The following is a 20,351-nucleotide window of genomic DNA, read 5'->3' as shown; positions in this document are numbered from 1 at the left end:
TGTTTTCCCTTTTCGCCTGACCAGCCTACCCATGCAACAGTTCAAATCCGTCACTTATGCCGGCTTGCAGCCGGGCCCTCGTCTGATCGTGCTGGGGGCGGTTCATGGCAATGAAATCTGCGGCACCCAGGGCATCACCCGCCTGATGGCAGAGCTGGACAGCGGTGCGGTGCAACTGCTGGCAGGCAAGCTGACGCTGGTGCCGATAACCAACCCGCTGGCCTATGAGCGCAAGCAGCGCATGGGCGATCGCAATCTCAACCGCAATCTGTGCCCTACCGATCAGCCGGTCGAGTTTGAAGACCATATTGCCAACTGGCTGTGCCCCCTGCTGGCAGAACACGACGTGCTGCTTGATCTGCATTCCTTCCAGGCACAGGGGCGCCCGTTTGCCATGGTGGGGCCGGAAGACAATACCGGCACGCTGGAACCCTTTGCCCATGCCGCTGCGGAAGAGGCATTGGCACTGCGGCTGGGGGTAGGGCGGTTGGTGGATGGTTGGCTGAGCACCTACGCAAGAGGCGTGGAACGCCGCCGCGCGGCCATGGGGCCGGGCGCCAGCCGTAGCCAGCTATTGAATGCCGATGCACGCTATGGCGTGGGCACCACCGAATACATGCGCGCCCAGGGCGGCTATGCCCTGACCCTGGAGTGCGGCCAGCACGACGACCCGCATGCACCTGAGGTGGCCTACCAGGCCATACACAACACCCTGGCCCATTTGGGCCTGATTGCCGCCACCGCGCCACAGCCTGTCGCTGAGGTCGAGGCTCTGCATATCTATGAGGTGATAGATCGTGCCCACCCGGACGATGCATTTGCCCATGGCTGGTCCAGCTTTGACCGGTTGTCCGCAGGCGATTTGATTGGCACACGCCACGATGGCACGCCAGTCAAGGCCGATTGTGAGGGCTACATCCTGTTCCCGAACGCCAGGGCGCAGGCAGGGCAGGAATGGTTCTACCTGGCTCGGCCCACCCCGCGTTTTGCGGGCTGAGTCCAGGCCAGACTGCGTCATGGGGTAGGCATCTGCCCCGTGCGTTGCCTGCCAGCTATGGCTGGCGTCCATAACAGGCTCTAAGACAAGAGGCCGGACAACTGTCCGGCCTCTTGCTTTCTGCTACCCGCTCTGCAGGCGCGTCAGGCTCGCAGTATGCGGCCCTTGGTGCCTTGCGGGTTCATCCTGCCACAGCTTCAGGTAATACACCCCACGCTTGCAGCACGTTTCAGCCTTGTAGCCCAGTGCCCGATACTGGGCCGCCACTTCGGCAACGGTGCGCATATCAGCTCGGCAAAACAGCTGGATCAGCATGGCGGGGCTCCTGGCGGAGCAGTTGCCCCGTACTTGTCTTATCGGCAGGATTGCCGTGAAGTTGAGCGGTATTCGGGCCCATGGCAAAACACCCGTACCTGCAAACTGCCTGCAACAAAGCAAGGGCAGAATCCGCGCACGTTTCCGCTGCCGTTGGGCGGATGTGGCTCCTGCCCGGACGAGCCCATGGTACCGGGCACCAATCCCTGCCCCCGCGCTATGTGCGGGGGGCATTATTCTTGCAGCTACTGCCGGTGTCTGGCTGCCCCTGACTTGCCTGAAGATATTCGGTCAATCAGCTTATAAAGCCCGTCGCTCACCTTGCCCGGCCTCAGTCCATGCGTAGCGAGTAGTTGCCCAAGCGTGCCTACCGGCCCAATCCCATCTAGGATAAGGAGACGTCGATCTGGCGGCGTTGAATTGGGGAGCTGGCATGACGGGCGCGATGCTCGATCACTGGGTGGTGGAGGCGATATGCCGTGGTGAGCATGGCGACCCCTTTGCCGTGCTGGGCCCCCATCCTGGCGAGTTGGGGGTATGGCTGCGTAGCTGGCAGCCGGAGGCCTGCCGGGTTGAGGTGACCGATGCCCTTGGGGCGCCCCTGGCGGTGCTTGATCAGCTGGATGCGCGTGGATTGTTCGCCGGCTGCTTGCCCAGTCTGCCGCCGCACTACCGTCTGCGAGTTGCCTGGCAGGCAGTACAGCTGGAGCTGGATGATCCCTACCGCTTTCCGCCGCAGCTCTCGGCCGAGGCCATGTGGCATATAGGGGAAGGCAGCCATCGCCAGCTCTGGCAGACCTTGGGCGCCCATCCGCAATGCCTGGATGGCATCGATGGCACCCTGTTCTGTGTCTGGGCGCCCAATGCCAAGCGGGTCAGCGTGGTGGGGGATTTCAATTTCTGGAATGGTGCGGCCCATCCCATGCGGCTGCGGCGCGAGTGTGGGGTGTGGGAGCTGTTTCTGCCTGGCGTGGCGGCAGGCGAGAAATACAAGTTCGAGGTGCTCGATTGGGACGGTGTGGCGCTGCAGAAGGCCGATCCCTTTGCGTTCGCGGCCGAATTGCGTCCGGCCAATGCCTCGGTGGTGACGAAACTACCCCCTGCTTTGCCAGCGCGGCAGCGGCAGGGGGGGCTGGATCAGCCTGTCAGTATTTACGAGGTGCATCTGGGCTCCTGGCGTCGGCGTGCCGATGGAGGCTGGCTCAGCTACAGGGAGCTGGCCGACACGCTGGTGCCCTATGTGCGCGAGATGGGTTTCAGCCATATCGAGCTGCTGCCGGTCAGCGAGCATCCCTTCGATGGCTCCTGGGGGTATCAGCCTACCGGCTTGTATGCACCCAGTGCCCGCTTTGGCACGCCTGCGGATTTCCGTCATTTTGTGGAGACCGCCCACGCGGCAGGGCTGGGCGTGCTGCTCGATTGGGTGCCGGGGCATTTTCCGGCCGATGAGCACGGCTTGGCCTGTTTCGACGGTACGCATCTGTATGAGCATGCCGACCCGCGCGAGGGCTTTCATCGCGATTGGCACACCCTGATCTACAACTACGGCCGGCGGGAAGTGGCCAACTACCTCAGTGCCAATGCCCTGTTCTGGCTCAGCCAGTACGGCCTGGATGGCCTGCGGGTCGATGCGGTGGCCTCCATGCTCTACCGCGACTACAGCCGGGCCGACGGCGAGTGGGTGCCCAATGTGCATGGCGGGCGGGAGAACCTGGAGGCCATTGCTTTCCTGCGCCAGACCAACCACTGGGTAGGCGTGGCAGAGCCGGGGGCCATTACTCTGGCCGAGGAATCCACCGCTTTCCCGCAGGTCAGCCGGCCGCCTGAGCACGGTGGCCTGGGTTTCCACTACAAGTGGAACCTGGGCTGGATGCACGACACGCTGGACTATATGCGGCGCGAGCCGGTGCATCGCAGTCATCACCATGGCCAGCTGGGTCTGGGCCTGACCTACGCGTTCAGCGAAAACTATGTGCTGCCGCTGTCCCACGACGAAGTCGTGCATGGCAAGGGCTCGCTGCTGGGCAAGATGCCGGGCGATGACTGGCAGCGCTACGCCAATCTGCGTGCCTATCTGGGATATATGTGGGCGCATCCGGGCAAGAAGCTGCTGTTCATGGGGGGGGAGTTTGCCCAGCAGGCGGAGTGGAATCATGATGCCAGCCTGGACTGGCACCTGCTGGAGGATGAGCGCCACGCGGGCATGCAGCGCCTGGTCAGGGATCTCAACTGCTGCTATCGGCAGGAAACGGCGTTGCATAGGCTCGATTGCGATCCGGCTGGGTTTGAGTGGATATGCTGGGACGACCAGACCAATTCGGTGCTCAGTTTTGTCCGCCATGATGGGCAGGGCGGCATGGTTCTGGTGGTGTGCAACTTTACCCCCGAGGTGCGTACCGGTTACCGGGTGGGGGTGCCGCAGGCCGGTTGCTGGGTAGAGATACTGAACACCGATTCGCGCCACTATGGCGGCAGTGATGTGGGCAATGGCGATGCCCATAGCGAGCCGCAGCCCGGCCATGGCCGTACGCATACGGTAGCGCTGACGCTGGGGCCACTGGCGACCCAGTTCTTTCGCTGGATGCCATCATGACACTGGCGCTTGGACTGGTACCGGGAGATCCGTTCCGACTGGGCAGCTACTGGGATGGCGCAGGGGTGAACTTTGCCGTCTATGCGCTCAATGCAGACCGTGTCGAGCTCTGTCTGTTCGACCCTGCGGGGCACCGGGAATTGGCGCGCTTGCCCTTGCCCGGCCACCATGCGGGCGTCTGGCATGGTTATCTGGCCGAGGCTGAGCCCGGCCTGATCTATGGTTTTCGTGCCCATGGCCTGTGGATGCCGCAACGCGGCCATCGCTACAATCCGGCCAAACTCCTGCTGGACCCCTATGCCCGCCGCCTGCACGGGCGCTATGCGGGGCAGGGGGATTTCTGCGATCACCTGCCGGGCGACCCTAGCCGGCCCGACCCGCGTGACAACGCCGCCCATGCGATCAAGGGCGTGGTTGATGCACCCGACTACGGCAGCTATGCCTTTGACTGGCAGGATGACAGACGGCCGGGGATAGCCTGGGCGGATACGGTGATCTACGAACTGCATGTCAAGGGTTTCAGCCGGCTGAACCCGGCAGTGCCGGAGGCATTGCGCGGCAGCTATGCCGGCCTGGCACACCCCGCCAGCATAGACTGGCTCAAGTGGCTGGGCGTGACCACGGTGGAACTGCTGCCTGTGGCGGCCTGCGCGGATGAGGAGCATTTGCTGGCCCGTGGCATGGTGAACTATTGGGGCTACAACCCGGTGGCACTGATGGCGGTAGAGGAGCGCTATGCGGCTGGCAGCGACCCCGTGACGGAATTCAAGTCGGCGGTGCGTGCCTTGCATGCTGCAGGCATCGAGGTATTGCTGGACGTGGTCTACAACCACACGGCCGAAGGGGGCGTCGGTGGGCCTGCATTCAACCTGCGCGGGCTGGACAACCGCAGCTATTACCGGCTGGCGCCAGACGGCCACTGTGAGAACTGGACGGGCTGCGGCAATACCCTCAACCTGGCCGAGCCACGTTGCCTGCAGTTGGTGCTGGACAGCCTGCGCTTCTGGGCGCTGGAGTGCCATGTCGATGGTTTCCGCTTTGACCTGGCGCCCATACTGGCGCGTGGCATGCATGGGCCATTCGAGGCCTGGTCCAGCTTCTTCGCTGCCATACAGGCCGATCCCCTGCTATGCCGCCTGAAACTGGTGGCCGAGCCCTGGGATATCGGCCCCGATGGCTACCGGGTAGGGGGCTTTCCGCCCGGCTGGGCGGAATGGAATGATCGCTACCGCGACAGCATGCGCAGCTTCTGGCTGCATCACGGCCCCACCCGGGGTGAATACGCCCGGCGGCTGACAGCCAGCAGTGACCTGTTCGAGCGGCGCGGCCGGCCGCCGTGGGCCAGTGTCAATTTCCTGACCGCCCACGATGGCTTCAACCTGCGTGATCTGGTCAGCTACAGCCAGAAGCATAACGAGGCCAATGGCGAAGAAAACCGCGATGGCCATGGCAACAACCACAGCTGGAACGGCGGCGTGGAAGGGCCTTCTGACGACCCCGGCATCCTGCAGATCAGGGGGCGTTTGCAGCGGGCGCTGCTGGCCTCGCTGATCTTCAGCCAGGGTACGCCCATGCTGCTGGCAGGGGATGAGATGGGTCACACCCAGCAGGGCAATAACAACGCCTATTGCCAGGATAGCCCGATCAGCTGGCTGGACTGGCAGTATATCGACCTTGCCCAGGCGGCATATGTGGCAAGGCTGCTGGCCTTGCGCCGCCAGTATCCGGCACTGCGCCACGGCCGCTGGTTCAGCGCCGAGGCTCACGGCGGTTACGAACGCCGCGATGTGGACTGGCGCAATGCCGAAGGCCGTGCGATGACGCCAGCCGAGTGGGATGGCCGCGAGCAGTTCAGCCTGGCGGTGGAGCTGGGGCCGGAGGGGACCCGTGACCGTTGCCTGCTGCTAATCAACGCCGAGGCAGTTGCCACCGAGTTCAATCTGCGACCAGGCCGCTGGCTGCGTGTGCTGGATACCGCTGAGCCCGATGCCGGTGATGCGCTGTTCCAGCAACAGGTGGTGCTGCCAGCCAATACCGTATGGCTACTGGTACTCGATACCGGCGGCAGGGTGACCTGGTAGCCCTGCCTGCCAGGACGCGTCGCTTCATCGCCAGGCGACCGTGATGCCGGCGGTGGTGGCGGTTATTCCGGCTCGGTTGCGTCTGCGGCCTCGGTCGGATGGCCCACACCCGTCACGAACAGGACGGACTCGCTAATCCCATCTATACCCAGGTCCTGCTCGATCAGGCTATCGCGTAGCGCGGCTGTGCCCCACGGCGCCAGGCCCATGGCAGTCGCGGTGAGGCAGAAGGTCTGGCCCAGGTGGCCGGCATCCAGCATGACCACGCGGTAGGCGCGCGGCTTGTGGTACTTCCACATGGTGCGCTCAAACACCGCCGTCATCAGGAATAGCGCCGCAGAATCGGCAAAGTATTCCTGATCGGCGCAATACAGGCTGGCTTGCGCCGGCGTGGCGACCGGATTGACCAGGGTGAGTGTGTGGTGCAAGGGGTGGTAGTGATAGATACCTGGCGCCAGCCCTGCCACCCTGAGCACCATGACGTAGACTTCGACCGGGTGGCGGGCGCCGCCCGAGGGGCTGGTCTTGAGTGGCAAGCGGCCAAAGGCTGCGCTGTCGACATGCCCCTGCACCCCCCAGACCAAACCCAGCAAACGGCTCAGTTCATCCAGGGCCAAGGCTTGCGGCGAGAATGCCCTATGGGTGCGGCGTGCCAGCAGTGTCTGGTGGAAGGCATCCTTGGGGCTGGGCGCGCGGGGCAGGTTGATGGGTTCGCCGCCCAGGGCGGAACGGTAGAGGGCCGGTGGCTCGGTCACGGGTACGACGGCAGCCAGCTCTTCTTCTGACGAGGCCGCCGAGGCGAACGGCGTGTCCTTGGTGGCGAAGTGAAATGCCCCCTCGGGTAGCCAGGGTGCCCATTGATCGGCCAGCAGGGCATCGCTGGCAGCCTGGGCAGACCCTTCCTCCAGCAGTAGCTGTTCGGCCACCAGCTGCTCCAAGGTCTTGCGCAGGCTCTGCGGGGAATACTGGGTGAAGTGGGCCATTATCTCGTCCAGGCTGCGCCAGTCCGAAAAGTAGTCCAGTACCTGTACGGTGAGCGGATGCCCGCTGACACAGTGGTGCTGCAGGTAGTTGCTGAATGCCAGTTGCTCGTCCTGCCAGTGGATGCTCAGGGCTAGCGCGCGTTTATAGCGCATGGTGTTTAGGCTCCGGTGGCTGGACTAGGGCAGGGATAGTGTGCCGCCATCGTGTCTGGTGGCGATGTACTGCGCTGTCTTGTTCGGCCCCCGTACTAACAGGCCAAATAAAAGCGGCGTTATGTACCGCAGTACGATAACGCCGCAGACGAGCCAGTAGATTGCTCGCGCCGAGATTTACTTCTTCTTGGCGGCGGGCTTTGCTGCGGGCTTGGCAGCAGGTTTTGCTGCTGCGGGTTTGGCAGCCGGCTTGGCTGCCGGTTTTGCTGCGGGTTTGGCAGCAGCAGCAGGCTTCGCGGCAGTGGGTTTGGCTGCTGGCTTGGCCGCAGCTTTGACGGGAGGATCGACATGGAAAGGAGCGAGCTTGACGCCATCCGCAACACCTTTCACATGCTTCTTGATGGTCTTGAGCTCCAGTTCCAGGGTCTCAATGTGTTTGACCGCATTTTGCAGCGCGGCGAGCACGTCATCTTTCTTGGGGGCGGCCTTTTTTTCTGCCATTGCTCTCTCCTATTTAGAGGTGGTGGTTCAGTCCGTTAGCACTCGCGCCCAAGCGCTGGTGTGCGGGCTGCTTGAGTATTGTACGCGGGCAAAAGATTAGCAATCCTGCATGTCCATATTTTGTGCGGGTTTGCGGGGTTTGTTCCGCACTTGCAACGCTGTGCATTGGTGGCGGTGATGGATATCAAGTGGCCGCTATCGAGGCCGAGGCATTTAGGCTGGCCAGTTTTGCCAGGTCGGTCAGCAGTGGCTGCAATACCCGATCCAGCTCTGCCAACACGGACAGGCAGTGATCGGTCGGTGCTTCACCGACCACGGGCAAAGTGGCTTCCAGCTCGGCCGCCACCTCCGAGACCTGGGTGGCGCCCATGCTGCCGGCCAAGCCTCTAAGAGTATGGGCCAGCCGCTTGGCTTCCTCATACTGCCCCTGTGCCAACTGGTTGCGCAGTAGCGCGACGGTATTGCCATAGCCGGTGGCAAACCGGGTCAGCAGGCGCAAATACAGGTGCTGCTTGCCGCCCATATAGCGCAGCCCCAATGCAACGTCGACACCGTGCAGCACTGGCAGCGGCATGTCGCCTACCTCCTCGTCACCAGGTGCGGGTACTGCCTGGTGGCCGCGATCCAGCCAATGCCCTACCAGCTTGTACAACTGTTCGGGCTGTATGGGCTTGGTCAGGTAATCCTGCATGCCTTCTTCCATGCAGCGCTGACGCACATCGGAGATCGCATGGGCTGTCAGTGCCACGATGGGGATGGCATCCAGCTGGCTGTGCTGACGCAAGGTGAGGGTGGCGGCATGGCCGTCCATCTGCGGCATTTCCAGGTCCATCAATATCATGGCGTAGTCGCCCGGTGCAGCGGCCAGCGCCATTTCCACGGCTTGCTGGCCGTGCTCGGCCAGGTCCACCTCCAGTGCCATGGCGCTGAGCAGCTCCACCACAATCTGCTGGTTGATGGCGTTGTCCTCGGCCAGCAGTATGCGTTTGCCGGCGTAGCTGCGGGCAGGCGGTGTGTGCTCGGCAGGGGTGGTGGTCGTGGGCGCTTGGTGGAATACGCCGGTGAGGGTATTGACCAGGGTGGATGGGCTGACAGGCTTGAACAGCAGGCCGTCGATACCAGCCTGCTCGGCCGCATTGACGACGGATTCCAGCCCGAAGGCGGTCACTAGCACTAGCTTGGGTGGGTGGCTCAAGCTGGCGTCGCGCTGCAGGGTGTGGATCAGCTCCATGCCATCCATGTCGGGCATGTGCCAGTCCGTCAGCACTACGTCGTAGGGGTCGGTCTGGTCGGCTGTATGTAGATAGGCCAGTGCCTCGCGGGCCGAGCCTACTTCATCCACCCGTAGGGGGAGCGATGTGAGCATCTCCGCCATGATGGCGCGAGCGTGCTCGCTGTCGTCCACCACCAGTACCCGGGCGTCGTTGAAGCGGGCCGGCAGTACCAGACTGGCTTGCGGCCCTGTGGGCAGGGGCAGCGTCAACTGGAAGTGGAAGGTGGAGCCCACGCCGGTGTCGCTGCGTACGCCTATCTGTCCCCCCATCAGTTCCACCAGGCGGCGCGATATCGACAGGCCCAGTCCGGTACCCCCATATTTGCGGGTGGTAGAGCCATCGGCCTGGGTAAAGGGCTGGAACAGACGCGCCTGCTGCTCGGCTGTCAGGCCTATGCCGGTATCGCGCACCTCGAAGCCCAGCTGCACCTTGCCGGCCTCTGTCCCCAGCAGGTTGACGGCCAGTTCGATCTCGCCGCCGGGTTCGGTGAACTTGATGGCATTGTTGATCAGGTTGATCAGCACCTGGGTGAGTCGCAGTGCATCGCCCATCAGATTGCGCGGCACATTGGGGGCGATGTGGAACAGGTACTCTATCTGTTTGTCTGCGGCCTTCTGGCTGGTCACGGTGGCCACATTGATGGCCACGTCGTCGAGGGTGAAGGGCTCACTCTCTACATCCAGCTTGCCGGCCTCGATCTTGGAGAAATCCAGGATGTCGTTGATGATGGCCAGCAGGGATTTACCGGCGCGGTGGATCTTGCTGACATAGTCGCGCTGCTTGGCGCTGAGTTCGGTTTGCAAGGCCAGGTGGGCAAGGCCGATCACCGCGTTCATCGGCGTGCGTATCTCGTGGCTCATATTGGCCAGGAACTCGCTCTTGAGGCGTGTCGATTCTTCTGCCTTTTGCCGCTTCAGCCTTTCGGTTTCCACATCATGCTGTATGGACATGCTTTGCAGCCGCAGGCTGTTGGCACTGTTGAGCATGGCGGCCTGGCGCCGGGCGTAGTCGACATGGGCCGCCAGTGCGGCGGCGCTGTCACCAAGGGCGGCGTGGCACAGGTAGAGCTCGTGCCGTGCGTCTACCTGGATGAACATGGATTCGCACAGGTCATAGACCAGGTCTGCGGCATGCAGAGCGATGATGGCCTCGGCGAAACGACCCTGCCTGCGCCGCAGGCTGCCCTTGGCCCAAGCGTAGAAAACACCGAACAAGTCCAGGCTACCCATATCGTCGCTGGCACGGCGACGGGCAATTTCGATCTCGACCCGTTTCAGCCAGATCTCCGCTGCAGCCCATTGCGATTCTTGCAGCCCGCCCAGGTAGATGGCCATCAGGTTGCCGATGAAGTCGAAATAACCGGGTGTGCGATTGCTCTCGCGACGCATCCAGTCATCCATCAGGCTGGCAGCGGTCGCGGCATCGCCCAGGGCGATATTGGCCATGGCCAGATAGGGGGGGACGCCCCATAGCCGGTTACGCAACTGGAACTGCTGAGCCAGCGCCAGCGCCTCACGCAGGCAGTCGCGGGCTTCTTCGAAGTTGCCGTAGTTCAGGTGGACTTCGGCAATATTGTGCAGGGCCAGGGCGATACGGGGCGGGTCGTCCAACTGCCGGGCAAGCTGCAGCGAGGCGTAGTCATGGCGTAGCCGGGTGACTTCATCCTTGACGCCGCCGGCCACGCAATGCAGTGCGATATAGGCGGTATAGCGGTGCAACGGCGACAGTCGGTCCAGCTGCGGCTCGACCTTGTCTCGCAGTATGGCCCAGGCCTCGTCGCTGCGGCCGGTGCTCCACAGTGTCATGCCCTGCTGTGCATACGCCAGCAGCACGGCTTCCTCATCGCCTTGCTCACGGAAGGTCTGCAGCAGGCGCTCACAGATCTTGACGTGGGAGGCGTGGGGGTTTTCCAGCGTGGAGTGGGTCAGTATCAGGAAGCGCGCCATCGCCGCGTCACGCTGTGCCGTTGGCCCCGCGCAACTGGCCAGCGCGGCTTCGGCCAGCCGTCGCGCCTCACCCGCGTCCTTGTAGCGATACTGCCAATACTGTTCGATCAACTGGCTGGCTTGGGAGCGGGTGGTCATGGGCTGGTTCGGGTATCAGCAGGGTTGGGCGCTGCACCAAAACCGACCCCTGGGCCGGTGTGGCCTCACGCAGCAGGGGTATTGGCGCGGTGCAATCAACAGGGTACAACAAGCAGCCTGCAGGCGTGATGAACACTTTGCTGCGATGGCGCCGACTGTTGCCTTTTCTGGCACGGATGGCGGGTGTGGACGGATAATCCCTCTGCTTACCCGGAGAGAACCATTCCATGGCCGTACTGAGATTTGCCACTACCCCCTTCCTGGACCAGAAGCCCGGTACCTCGGGATTGCGCAAGAAGGTCACCACCTTCAGCCAGCCGCACTATCTGGAGAACTTCGTCCAGGCCATATTCAATGCGGTACCGGCACTCAAAGGTGGCTTGCTGGTGGTGGGGGGCGATGGCCGCTATTTCAACGATGGGGCCATACAGACCTTGTTGCGCATGGCGGCGGCCAATGGCGTAGGCAAGGTCATCGTGGGTCGGCACGGCCTGTTGTCCACCCCGGCGGCCTCGCTGTTGATACGGCGCCATGGTGCGGTGGGCGGCATCATCCTGTCGGCCTCCCACAACCCAGGCGGGCCGGAGGGGGACTTTGGCATCAAGTTCAATGCGGCTAACGGCGGACCGGCACCGGAACGGCTGACCGAGGCCATGCATGCTGCCAGCCAGGTGCTGCAGTGCTTTTACTGCTGCGATAACCAGGATATCGACCTGGGTAGCCTGGGCCGCAGCCAGCTGGAAACCATGCAGGTCGAGGTGATAGACCCGGTTGCCGACTATGCCGGCCTGATGCAGACCCTGGTGGACTTCGATGCCATACGTGACTGGCTGCGCGCAGGCCACCGCGTGCGGCTGGATGCCCTGCATGCGGTAGGCGGCCCCTACGCCGTCAAGCTGTTCGAAGACCTGTTGGGCGCCACCTTGGGCAGTGTGCGCAATGCAGCGCCCCAGGCCGATTTTGCGGGCGAGCATCCCGATCCGAATCCGGTGCACTGCGCGGGCCTGGTGGCCCACATGATGGGAGCGGGCGCGGCAGACTTTGCGGCCGCCTTTGATGGCGATGCAGACCGCAACATGATACTGGGCAGGGGCTGCGTGGTAACGCCGTCGGACAGCCTGGCCATTCTGGCGGCCAATGCCCGCACCTTGCCGCAGTTTCGCGATGGACTGCCTGGCGTGGCCCGCTCCATGCCCACCTCCCGCGCGGTGGATGCGGTGGCGGCACGGTTGGGTTTCGATTGCTATGAGACCCCCACGGGATGGAAGTACTTTGGCAATCTGCTCGATGCAGGCCGGATAGCCCTGTGTGGTGAGGAGAGCTATGGCACGGGTGCTAGCCATGTCAGGGAGAAGGATGGCATCTGGGCGGCGCTGGCCTGGCTCAACCTGCTGGCAGTAAGGCGGCAGCCGGTGGCCGAGATCGTGCGCGAGCACTGGGCCAGTTATGGCCGGCACTGCTATAGCCGACACGACTACGAAGGTTTGCCGCTGGCGGCAGGCGAGGCTGTGATGGCGACCTTGCGCGGCAAGCTGGCTGCGTTGCCTGGGCAGATGGTACATGGCCTTCAGGTAAGCCTGGCGGATGATTTCTCCTATACCGATCCGGTCGACGGCACGGTCAGTGGGCAGCAAGGCATACGGGTGGCCTTGGCCGATGGATCGCGCGCCGTGTTTCGCCTGTCGGGCACGGGCACCGAGGGGGCCACATTGCGGGTCTACCTGGAGCGCTATCTGGCCGATGTGGCGCAACATGCGCAGCCAGCACAGGCGGCGTTGGCCGAAGTGGCCCGGTTTGCTGCACAACTGGGCGAGATCGAGGCGCACACCGGCAGGGTAAGGGCTGATGTAGTCACCTGATTCGGCATAACAAATTTCCCAAGGCCGGATTTTCTGCCAACAATGAACGGGTAGGCCGGCTTGCATGACAGGACGGCAACAGGCGAGGCGGCAGAGGTGCTGCCGTCCCGGCCAGGAGGCGGAACAGCGTGCCGGTAGTGCATGGGAGCCATATGGATGACCTGATCATTGCGCGGCAATTGCCGCGCCGCAGTATTGCCCTGGTGCTGGCCGGGGGGAGAGGTTCGCGGCTGATGCAGCTGACCGACAAGCGGGCCAAGCCGGCAGTGTACTTTGGCGGCAAGTTCCGTATTGTCGATTTCGCCCTGTCCAACTGCCTCAATTCCGGTATACGCCGCATAGGCGTGGTAACCCAGTACAAGTCCCACTCTCTGCTGCGCCACCTGCAGCGTGGCTGGGCCATGTTCCGCTCGGAGATGGGTGAGTTCATCGACCTGCTGCCCGCCCAGCAGCGGGTGGATGAAGACAGCTGGTACCGTGGCACGGCTGATGCCGTGTACCAGAACCTGGATATCGTCCGTAGCTACCGGCCCGAGTATGTGGTCATCCTGGCCGGTGACCACATCTACAAGATGGACTACGCCCGCATGCTGCTGGATCACGTCAAATCGCTGGAGACCCTGGGCGTGAAGGGCGGTGTCACGGTGGCCTGCATCGAGGTGCCGCTGGCCGAGGCCAAGGCCTTTGGCGTGATGGAGGCCGATGCCGACCGCAAGATCGTGGCCTTTGTCGAAAAGCCGGCTCAGGCACCTGCCATGCCCGGCAAGCCCGATAGGGCGCTGGCCAGCATGGGCATCTATGTATTCGACGCGGATTACCTCTACCACCTGCTGGAGGAGGATATCCATGACAGCAGCAGCGAGCACGACTTCGGCAAGAACCTGATCCCGGCTGCGGTGGCGGAAGGCCGGGCCGTGGCCCATCCGTTCTCACTTTCCAGTGTGGCCAGTTATCCCCATGCCAAGCCCTATTGGCGTGATGTGGGCACTATCGATGCCTACTGGGCCGCGAACCTGGACCTGGCTTCGATTACACCGGAATTGGACCTGTACGATCGCAACTGGCCGGTATGGACCTACCAGGAGCAATTACCGCCGGCCAAGTTCGTGCAGGATGCGGGCGGCGAGCATCGGGTCTACAACACCATCGTGTCGGGTGGCTGCATCGTCTCTGTGGCGCAGGTGACCAACTCCGTGCTGTTCAACAAGGTGCGGGTGCATCCGCATTGTGTGATTGATCAGTCAGTGCTGCTGCCCGATGTGGATGTGGGCGAGGGCGCTCGCTTGACCAAAGTGATCGTGGACCGTGGCTGCAAGATACCGGCAGGCCTAGTCGTGGGGGACGATGCCGCCATAGATGCCAAGTCGTTCCACCGCAGCGAGGGTGGTGTGGTGTTGATTACCCGTGACATGCTGGCGGGACTGGCTGTGTCGTGAGCGTTTGCCATGGGCTCAGCTCATGGGTGGGTGGTGCCGGACTGGACGGGCATCGGTGAAGCCATGGCGCCGGGCGCTCCGCAGATTGCGTTCTCCCTCGCAGCTGCCCCTTTTCAACTGGATAGGCTGTCGTTTCAACGATCTCTTTCATGGCAGGCTACCAGCACCAGCGTTTGGCTGAACCCAAGCGCACTGGTCTGGTCCGATGCCGAGATGCCGAGATGCCGAGATGCCGAGATGCCGAGATGCCGAGATGCCGAGATGCCGTTTAGGGTGCCATGCCCCTGCGCTTTACCTACCGAGTGACCACTGATGAAGGTTTTGCACGTCGCTGCTGAATGTTACCCCCTGCTCAAGACTGGCGGCCTTGCCGATGTGGTGGGAGCGCTCCCGGCGGCGCAGCGCCAGCTGGGGCTGGACGCCCGTATCGTGTTGCCGGGCTTTCCGGCCATACGGGCAGGGCTGCAGGACGCCAAGGTACAGGCCAGCATGCCGCCGCGCTTGGGCAGTGGCCCCTTAACCCTGTGGCAAGGCTACCTGCCTGATGGCGTACCTGCCTTTGTGATCGATGCACCAGGGCTGTATGACCGCGTGGGCAATCCCTATGCCGATGCCGAGCATCATCCCTATACCGATAACCATCGACGCTTCGCCTTGCTGGGGTGGGTGGCAGCACGTATGGCGCAGGGCTTGTTGCCGGATTGGCGGCCTGATGTACTGCATGGTCATGACTGGCATGCCGGCCTGGCAGCGGCCTACCTGAAACAGACTACGCCGGCACCCGATATGGCCGACGCAGCCTGTGTGTTCACCATACACAATCTGGCCTACCAGGGTCTGTTCCCAGCCAGCCTGTTTGCCGAGCTGGGCTTGCCGGCGCAGTGCTATGCCATGGATGGCATGGAGTTCCACGGTCAGCTGTCGTTTATCAAGGCCGGGCTGTACTACAGCGACCGGTTGGCGACGGTAAGCCCCAGTTATGCCGCTGAGATCCAGACCGCCGAACATGGCTGCGGCCTGGAAGGCTTGCTGCGGCATAGGCGGGCTGCCTTGAGCGGCATACTCAACGGTGTGGATGAAGCCCTGTGGAATCCGGCTACCGACCCCACCTTGCCGGGCCATTTCGATGCCGACAAAACCGGTGGCAAGGCCCGCTGCAAGACCGCCTTGCAGGCGGAACTGGGGCTGGTGGCAGAACCGACGGGCCTGCTGTTTTGTGTGGTGAGTCGGTTAACCGAGCAAAAGGGTTTGAACCTCGTACTGGCCGGGGCTGAGGCCTTGCTGGCCCAAGGCGGCCAACTGGCTGTGCTGGGGAGTGGTGAGCCTGAACTGGAAGCGGGCTTTAGCGAACTGCTGGGCCGCTATCCAGGCCGCGTGGCGGTGAGGCTGGGCTTTGACGAGCCTTTGTCACATCGGCTGTTTGCCGGTAGCGATGTGGTGCTGCTGCCCTCGCGCTTTGAGCCCTGTGGACTGACCCAGATGTATGGCATGCGCTATGGTGCCCTGCCGTTGGCGCGCCGCACCGGTGGACTGGCCGACAGTGTGCGGGATTGCAGCCTGGAGAACCTGCAGGACGCCAGCGCCACTGGCATGCTGTTCGAGCGATTTGAGCAGGCTGATTTCGACGCGGCGGTGCGACGGGCCTTCGCCTTGTATGCCAAGCCCCAGGCCTGGCGCGAGGTGAGGCGGCATGCCATGCAGCAGCATTTTGGCTGGGCGGGCCCGGCCAAGGCTTACCAGGCTTTGTATCGCGCTGCACTGAAGCAGGTGGCGTGATCGCTGCTGCAGGGGCAGGGTCAGTGCGCCCCACCTGTGGGTGGGGCGCCTGCCTCTTTTCTCCTCCTGCTCTTGCTCCGTGCTGCGTTTGATCCAGTTAGGTGCCTGCGGTATCAGGCTGCTTCGACATCGGGCGCCTGTTCAGTCCATCACCTCCTACCTGCGTGGCTAGTGTTTCAAGCCGAACAAGGCATTGTGCGTCTGATCGCCCAGTTCTATGGTCAGCGCCACAGCGTTCTCGACACCAATGCGGATAGGTGGGCCGAAGCGGCTGATCTCGATACCTGCGCGGCGCAGCATGCGCTCTATGGCGGTAGTGGTGACGGTGACATAGCGACGTATGCCGTTCTCGTCAGCAAAGCGGACGATTTCGCGCATGGCATCCAGTGCCTGGTCGGCAAAACCGAAGGTGTGCGAGCCGTCCGTTTCTATGGCAAAGCGGCTCAGCTCCCACACGTCGGCTTGTTCCGGCGCCTGCTGGCCGTGGAGCAGCTCGGGGAAGGTGTCCTTGAGCATATAGGGGCCTAGCGTGGGCAGCAGGCGCCAGCAGCCATAGACATCCTGGCTGTGATTGCGCAACACCATGTAGTGGGGCTCAAGGGCGTCATAGCCGTCGATTTCCATGCCTGCGAGCACCGGAACCTCCCAACCCATCCTGTCCCTGAAGACGCGGGCGCGCAGGCAATGTATGGCGCGCAAGTCGCCGCCATTGAACTGCTGGCGCCGACTGATCTGTATGGTTTGAGACATGGTTTGCATTTACATCCTCCCGTGATTAGGCATACCCAGGCCGCATAAAATATATGCAGTTAGGTTAATAGCGGTACTAGCTACCTTGCTAGGTGTGGATGGATGGGGTGCATGACAGACTTTGCGCCCGTCGTTCACGGCAGAATAGCGAGGCAGTATGTCCGCACAGGCAATGTACGTGCTGAATGCACGAGATAAGCGGGGCTTTGCCCTTCCTTTGGCTCATAAGGACAAATTGCGCTGCTTGCGCAAGATCCTGGGAGAGAACCAGACCGAGTTCTGGCGGCGCTTTGGCGTCAGCCAGTCCAGCGGTAGCCGTTTCGAGCAAGGCCTGCCCTTGCCGGCATCGCTGCAGATCCTGATACACCTGTACCTGGATGGTCGTGTGACCGATCATGACTTATCCTTGGCGATGGCAAAGGTAGAAGTAGCCTGCGACTGAACCTAGTCCGGCTTGCAGCCTGATCGAGCAGCAGGGTGTGCCCAGGCGCACTCTGCTGTTGAGGTGCATTGTTATCCCTACGTGTCGTTCAGGCGTGCGATACCCTATTCGGATATCGCCTGCCGCTGATTAAGTACCGGCGTGGCCCACGCCAGCCATGCCGCGCAGCCGGCTCGGCCGGCCGCCTGGCAACCCTAGAGCGCAACCAGACCCATCTGCAGGGCACGGACGACCACGTCGGTACGTCGGCTGACGTCAAACTTGCGTCGCAGATTGGCGATATGGAAACGTGCGCCAGCGACCGACACCCCCATGATGCGGGATATCTCCCAGTCGGTTTTCCCTGCGGTCAGCCACTTCAGGTACTCCATTTCCTTGCTGGTGAGGCTGGGCAGTATGGCTTCCGGCTGTTGCTTGGCCGGCGTCTGGGCGTGGATATGCGGGCGCAATACCTCGAACGCCAAGTCGCGCAGCAAGGCCAGATCGCTCATTGAAGATCGCAGCGACTCGTAGAATCCCTGATTGGCCAACTCATCCCGTACCAGCGTCAACATGCCGACCTCGCCCCCGGGCCCGTGAAAGGGCAGGGTGATGCCGGCCTTGAGTCCATAGCCAGACGCTTCCTCATACAGGGCGCGCTCGTCCTGCGTCTTGAAGCTATCCGGGCTCCACACCATGGGGGCTGAATGCGAGAAGCAATGCGACACGGTAGGATCGATGGCGCCGAAACCCCGCTTGTCGTAGGTTTCGCGCCATGCCGTATCGTAGGTACTGCGCAGATAGGCCGTTTCGAGTGGTTGGCCGGGCGTGGGCACGGCTGCCAGCAAGATGCTGTCGTAACCATACTGGCTGGCGACATTGCTCAGTTGCTGCAAGGCCTCTGCTTCGGTTGAAGCCGAGATCAGGCTTTGATATTTCTCTAGGTACAGCATTCTCTGTGCTCATAGATGCTTTCGTACACTACGCTTCACCAAACAGCTGTCGGCGCCCGAGTGCGCTACCAGTGTCTGATCCATTTCTCCCCTGATTGCAAACTACCGTCGGTGCAGGTTTATCCACCCGTCTACCGACGCAATCATTGCTGCTGCCACCTGGATGCCGAGTTGATTCTATCCAGGCAGGTGTTGCAGGCGTTTCATGCGTCCTCCATCTAACGCGCAGTGAAACCCCTTGCCAGACGATGATACTTGTCCGGCGTTGCCAGTGTATTGAAGCAGTTCGCTACTTGATATGGCCTTGCGGCAATCGATGCAAAGCCACCACAACGCAGGATACCCCCAACTACCGAGGCTGGGGTGAAGCAGGCTTTGTTGAACGTGAATCTGTGTGTTTCAGAAGACTAACCGGCACCAGCTATTACTGCCTCATAACCGGCTCGCCTGACCGTAGCATAACCTTGTCTGCACCGGCTGCGATACGACCAGCTCTGGCAGGGTGGTTCAATCAAATGGTCGCAACGCCCCGGATGCCGACTCAATCTGGCGGCGAGCGCCAACTGGTTCTGGGGGCACCTAGGTCTAGCGCCAGGGGGGCCTTGGCGCTCGCTCGGCCCGTTACCCCACATTAAGGATTTGAGTGCATAACAGGCTCTTACGCTAGCACTGGACGCCGATGTGCCCATGGGCGAGCGGCTTCCAGTTGGCAAGCCAGGGACAACAGGCAGTCCTCGCGGTTGATGGCAGCGACGAACTGCACGCCTATGGGTAAGCCGGCGGCGTTCCAGTGCAGCGGCACCGACATGGCCGGTTGTCCGGTGAGGTTGGCCAGCTGGGTGTAGGGCATGCGGGCGAAGTTGATGCAGGCTTGCTCGTGTATGGCCTTGCGCAGCAGGCCTATGCCACCCAGGGTTGCGATGGCCGACAAGGCTGCGCGCTGCAATGGTGGTGTCTTGAGTTCACCTATTCGGGTAGGAGGTGCTGCCAGCGTGGGGGTGAGCAGCAGGTCGTACTGCTGGTGAAAATGCCCCATTGCTCGTGCCAGTTGATTCCAGTCGCGCTTGGCCGCGCTGAAATCGGCGGCGCGCATTTGCTCGCCCATGCGTCCCAGTATCCAGGTTTCCAGCTCTACATCGCCACGGCGTAATGGCCGGCCCAGGTGGCGTGCCAGCCAACGCAGATCGGTGGCGGTTTCGCCGTAGTACATGGTGAGGTAGCAATCCAGCAGCTGTGCATGGTCGTAAGGTAGGGCAACCTCTTCGACCTCGTGGCCCAATTCGTGCAGCAGTGACACGGCGGCTTCAACGGCTGCGCGGCAGTCTGCGTGCATGGGCGTGTCGGGCGTGCTTAATACCGCACCTATGCGTAACCGGGGGGGCGGTTGGCTGGCGGCATGGGCAAAAGTAGTGGCTGGGCCGGCAATCACATAGGGGGCACCATGCTCGGGCCCGGCAATGCAATCGAGCATGGCGGCGGTGTCGCGTACGCTACGGCTGACCACGCCTTCCTGCACGGCACCGGCCCAGACCTCGCCGAAATCCGGCCCCAGGGGGATGCGTCCACGGCTGGGTTTGAGCCCGAACAGGCCGCAATTGCTGGCAGGAATACGTATGGACCCACCGCCATCGCCACCGTGCGCCATGGGCACGATACCGGCTGCGACGGCTGCTGCTGCGCCGCCAGAGGAGCCACCCGGTGAGTGGCTAAGCGACCAGGGGTTGCGGGTCGGTCCCCAGGCTTCGGGTTCGGTATAGCCCAGCAGGCCGAACTCCGGCGTATTGGTCTTGCCGAAGATCACGACGCCTGCCGCCTTGAACCGCCTGACCAGTTCGCTATCGTAATCGGATACCCAGCCTTTGAGTGCCTGGCAACCATTGGCCAGGGGCGCTCCCTGCAGGGCGGCCAGCAGATCCTTGAGCAGAAAGGGTACGCCGGCAAAGGGTGCTGGCGGTAGTGGCTGGCGCGCCAGGGTGCGGGCCTGCTCGTAGAGCGGCACGATCACGGCGTTGAGTGCTGGATTTACTGCCTCACAGCGGGCAATGGCTGCTTCCAGCAAAGCTGACGGTGTGGCTTCGCCAGTCTGTATCAGTTGGACCAGGCCCAGGGCATCGTAGTCTTGGTATTCGCGCATGGCCTCTGTTGTAGCCTGCCTGGCGCAAAACTGGAAGTGCC

At 62.6% G+C, this 20,351-nt stretch carries 14 protein-coding genes; 7 read left to right on the top strand and 7 right to left on the bottom strand.

The annotated features are described in order from the left end of the window. Positions 1–31: 31 nt before the first annotated feature. Positions 32–997 carry a M14 family metallopeptidase gene (locus QWZ03_RS07085; RefSeq protein WP_290332089.1) on the top strand — a complete coding sequence of 322 codons (966 nt, stop codon included), beginning with the start codon at positions 32–34 and terminating at the stop codon, positions 995–997. 123 nt (positions 998–1,120) lie between these two features. Here the strand turns inward: QWZ03_RS07085 and QWZ03_RS07080 are convergent, their stop codons facing one another. Continuing rightward, entirely contained in the window at positions 1,121–1,312 is a 192-nt protein-coding gene (locus QWZ03_RS07080) for a hypothetical protein (RefSeq protein WP_290332088.1), read from the bottom strand. A 433-nt stretch (positions 1,313–1,745) separates the two neighbouring features. Here QWZ03_RS07080 and glgB point away from each other — a divergent pair, with 433 nt between their 5' ends. Continuing rightward, entirely contained in the window at positions 1,746–3,905 is a 2,160-nt protein-coding gene (gene glgB / locus QWZ03_RS07075; RefSeq protein ID WP_290332087.1) for a 1,4-alpha-glucan branching protein GlgB, read from the top strand. After that, positions 3,902–5,986, top strand: a complete 2,085-nt coding sequence (glgX, locus tag QWZ03_RS07070) for a glycogen debranching protein GlgX (RefSeq protein WP_290332086.1) — start codon at positions 3,902–3,904, stop codon at positions 5,984–5,986. Before glgB ends, glgX begins: the two co-directional genes overlap by 4 nt. Positions 5,987–6,048: 62 nt before the next feature. Here the strand turns inward: glgX and QWZ03_RS07065 are convergent, their stop codons facing one another. From QWZ03_RS07065 to QWZ03_RS07055, 3 genes are all read right to left on the bottom strand, one after another. Further along, the gene (locus QWZ03_RS07065) at positions 6,049–7,122 is read right to left on the bottom strand and encodes a SagB family peptide dehydrogenase (protein WP_290332084.1); all 1,074 of its coding nucleotides are present in this window, start codon (positions 7,120–7,122) and stop codon (positions 6,049–6,051) included. A gap of 177 nt (positions 7,123–7,299) precedes the next feature. Continuing rightward, positions 7,300–7,587 (bottom strand): hypothetical protein, encoded by a 288-nt coding sequence (locus QWZ03_RS07060; protein ID WP_290332083.1) that lies wholly within the window; start codon positions 7,585–7,587, stop codon positions 7,300–7,302. A gap of 220 nt (positions 7,588–7,807) precedes the next feature. Further along, positions 7,808–10,981 (bottom strand): response regulator, encoded by a 3,174-nt coding sequence (locus QWZ03_RS07055; RefSeq protein WP_290332082.1) that lies wholly within the window; start codon positions 10,979–10,981, stop codon positions 7,808–7,810. Between the two features lie 227 nt (positions 10,982–11,208). Here QWZ03_RS07055 and QWZ03_RS07050 point away from each other — a divergent pair, with 227 nt between their 5' ends. The 3 genes from QWZ03_RS07050 to glgA all read left to right on the top strand — a co-directional run bounded on the left by QWZ03_RS07050 (position 11,209) and on the right by glgA (position 16,052). Further along, positions 11,209–12,840: an alpha-D-glucose phosphate-specific phosphoglucomutase gene (locus QWZ03_RS07050; protein ID WP_290332080.1), complete on the top strand. Its 1,632-nt coding sequence runs from the start codon at positions 11,209–11,211 to the stop codon at positions 12,838–12,840. Positions 12,841–12,992: 152 nt separating this feature from the next. Beyond that, positions 12,993–14,276, top strand: coding sequence for a glucose-1-phosphate adenylyltransferase (gene glgC, locus QWZ03_RS07045; protein ID WP_290332079.1), 1,284 nt, complete (start codon positions 12,993–12,995; stop codon positions 14,274–14,276). A gap of 312 nt (positions 14,277–14,588) precedes the next feature. Next, complete coding sequence (glgA, locus tag QWZ03_RS07040; RefSeq protein ID WP_290332078.1) at positions 14,589–16,052, top strand: glycogen synthase GlgA; 1,464 nt, start codon at positions 14,589–14,591, stop codon at positions 16,050–16,052. 168 nt (positions 16,053–16,220) lie between these two features. On the opposite strand, the gene QWZ03_RS07035 is transcribed toward glgA, so the two are convergent. After that, positions 16,221–16,811, bottom strand: coding sequence for an acyl-homoserine-lactone synthase (locus QWZ03_RS07035; RefSeq protein ID WP_308446972.1), 591 nt, complete (start codon positions 16,809–16,811; stop codon positions 16,221–16,223). 235 nt (positions 16,812–17,046) lie between these two features. Between QWZ03_RS07035 and QWZ03_RS07030 the strand changes: the two genes are divergently transcribed. Next, complete coding sequence (locus QWZ03_RS07030) at positions 17,047–17,244, top strand: helix-turn-helix domain-containing protein (protein WP_290332077.1); 198 nt, start codon at positions 17,047–17,049, stop codon at positions 17,242–17,244. Between the two features lie 194 nt (positions 17,245–17,438). Here QWZ03_RS07030 and QWZ03_RS07025 read toward each other — a convergent pair whose 3' ends face one another. Together QWZ03_RS07025 and QWZ03_RS07020 are read right to left on the bottom strand one after the other, a co-directional pair. Next, complete coding sequence (locus tag QWZ03_RS07025) at positions 17,439–18,176, bottom strand: helix-turn-helix transcriptional regulator (protein WP_290332076.1); 738 nt, start codon at positions 18,174–18,176, stop codon at positions 17,439–17,441. Between the two features lie 658 nt (positions 18,177–18,834). After that, on the bottom strand, positions 18,835–20,310 hold the full coding sequence (locus tag QWZ03_RS07020) for an amidase (RefSeq protein ID WP_290332075.1): 1,476 nt from the start codon (positions 20,308–20,310) through the stop codon (positions 18,835–18,837). Positions 20,311–20,351 lie beyond the last annotated feature (41 nt).

The sequence above is a fragment of the Chitinimonas viridis genome, assembly GCF_030409555.1.
Classification (GTDB): domain Bacteria; phylum Pseudomonadota; class Gammaproteobacteria; order Burkholderiales; family Chitinimonadaceae; genus Chitinimonas; species Chitinimonas viridis.
The sequence above is the reverse complement of the archived record's forward strand: the minus strand, read 5'-3'. Positions and strand labels throughout refer to the sequence as shown.

Bases quoted from the DNA above. Each gene is read 5' to 3' on its own strand.
- QWZ03_RS07020 (WP_290332075.1), bottom strand. From the start codon at position 20,310: ATGCGCGAATACCAAGACTACGATGCCCTGGGCCTGGTCCAACTGATA.
- QWZ03_RS07035 (WP_308446972.1), bottom strand. From the start codon at position 16,811: ATGCAAACCATGTCTCAAACCATACAGATCAGTCGGCGCCAGCAGTTC.
- QWZ03_RS07025 (WP_290332076.1), bottom strand. From the start codon at position 18,176: ATGCTGTACCTAGAGAAATATCAAAGCCTGATCTCGGCTTCAACCGAA.
- QWZ03_RS07055 (WP_290332082.1), bottom strand. From the start codon at position 10,981: ATGACCACCCGCTCCCAAGCCAGCCAGTTGATCGAACAGTATTGGCAG.
- QWZ03_RS07050 (WP_290332080.1), top strand. From the start codon at position 11,209: ATGGCCGTACTGAGATTTGCCACTACCCCCTTCCTGGACCAGAAGCCC.
- glgX (WP_290332086.1), top strand. From the start codon at position 3,902: ATGACACTGGCGCTTGGACTGGTACCGGGAGATCCGTTCCGACTGGGC.
- QWZ03_RS07085 (WP_290332089.1), top strand. From the start codon at position 32: ATGCAACAGTTCAAATCCGTCACTTATGCCGGCTTGCAGCCGGGCCCT.
- glgB (WP_290332087.1), top strand. From the start codon at position 1,746: ATGACGGGCGCGATGCTCGATCACTGGGTGGTGGAGGCGATATGCCGT.
- QWZ03_RS07065 (WP_290332084.1), bottom strand. From the start codon at position 7,122: ATGCGCTATAAACGCGCGCTAGCCCTGAGCATCCACTGGCAGGACGAG.
- glgC (WP_290332079.1), top strand. From the start codon at position 12,993: ATGGATGACCTGATCATTGCGCGGCAATTGCCGCGCCGCAGTATTGCC.
- QWZ03_RS07080 (WP_290332088.1), bottom strand. From the start codon at position 1,312: ATGCTGATCCAGCTGTTTTGCCGAGCTGATATGCGCACCGTTGCCGAA.
- glgA (WP_290332078.1), top strand. From the start codon at position 14,589: ATGAAGGTTTTGCACGTCGCTGCTGAATGTTACCCCCTGCTCAAGACT.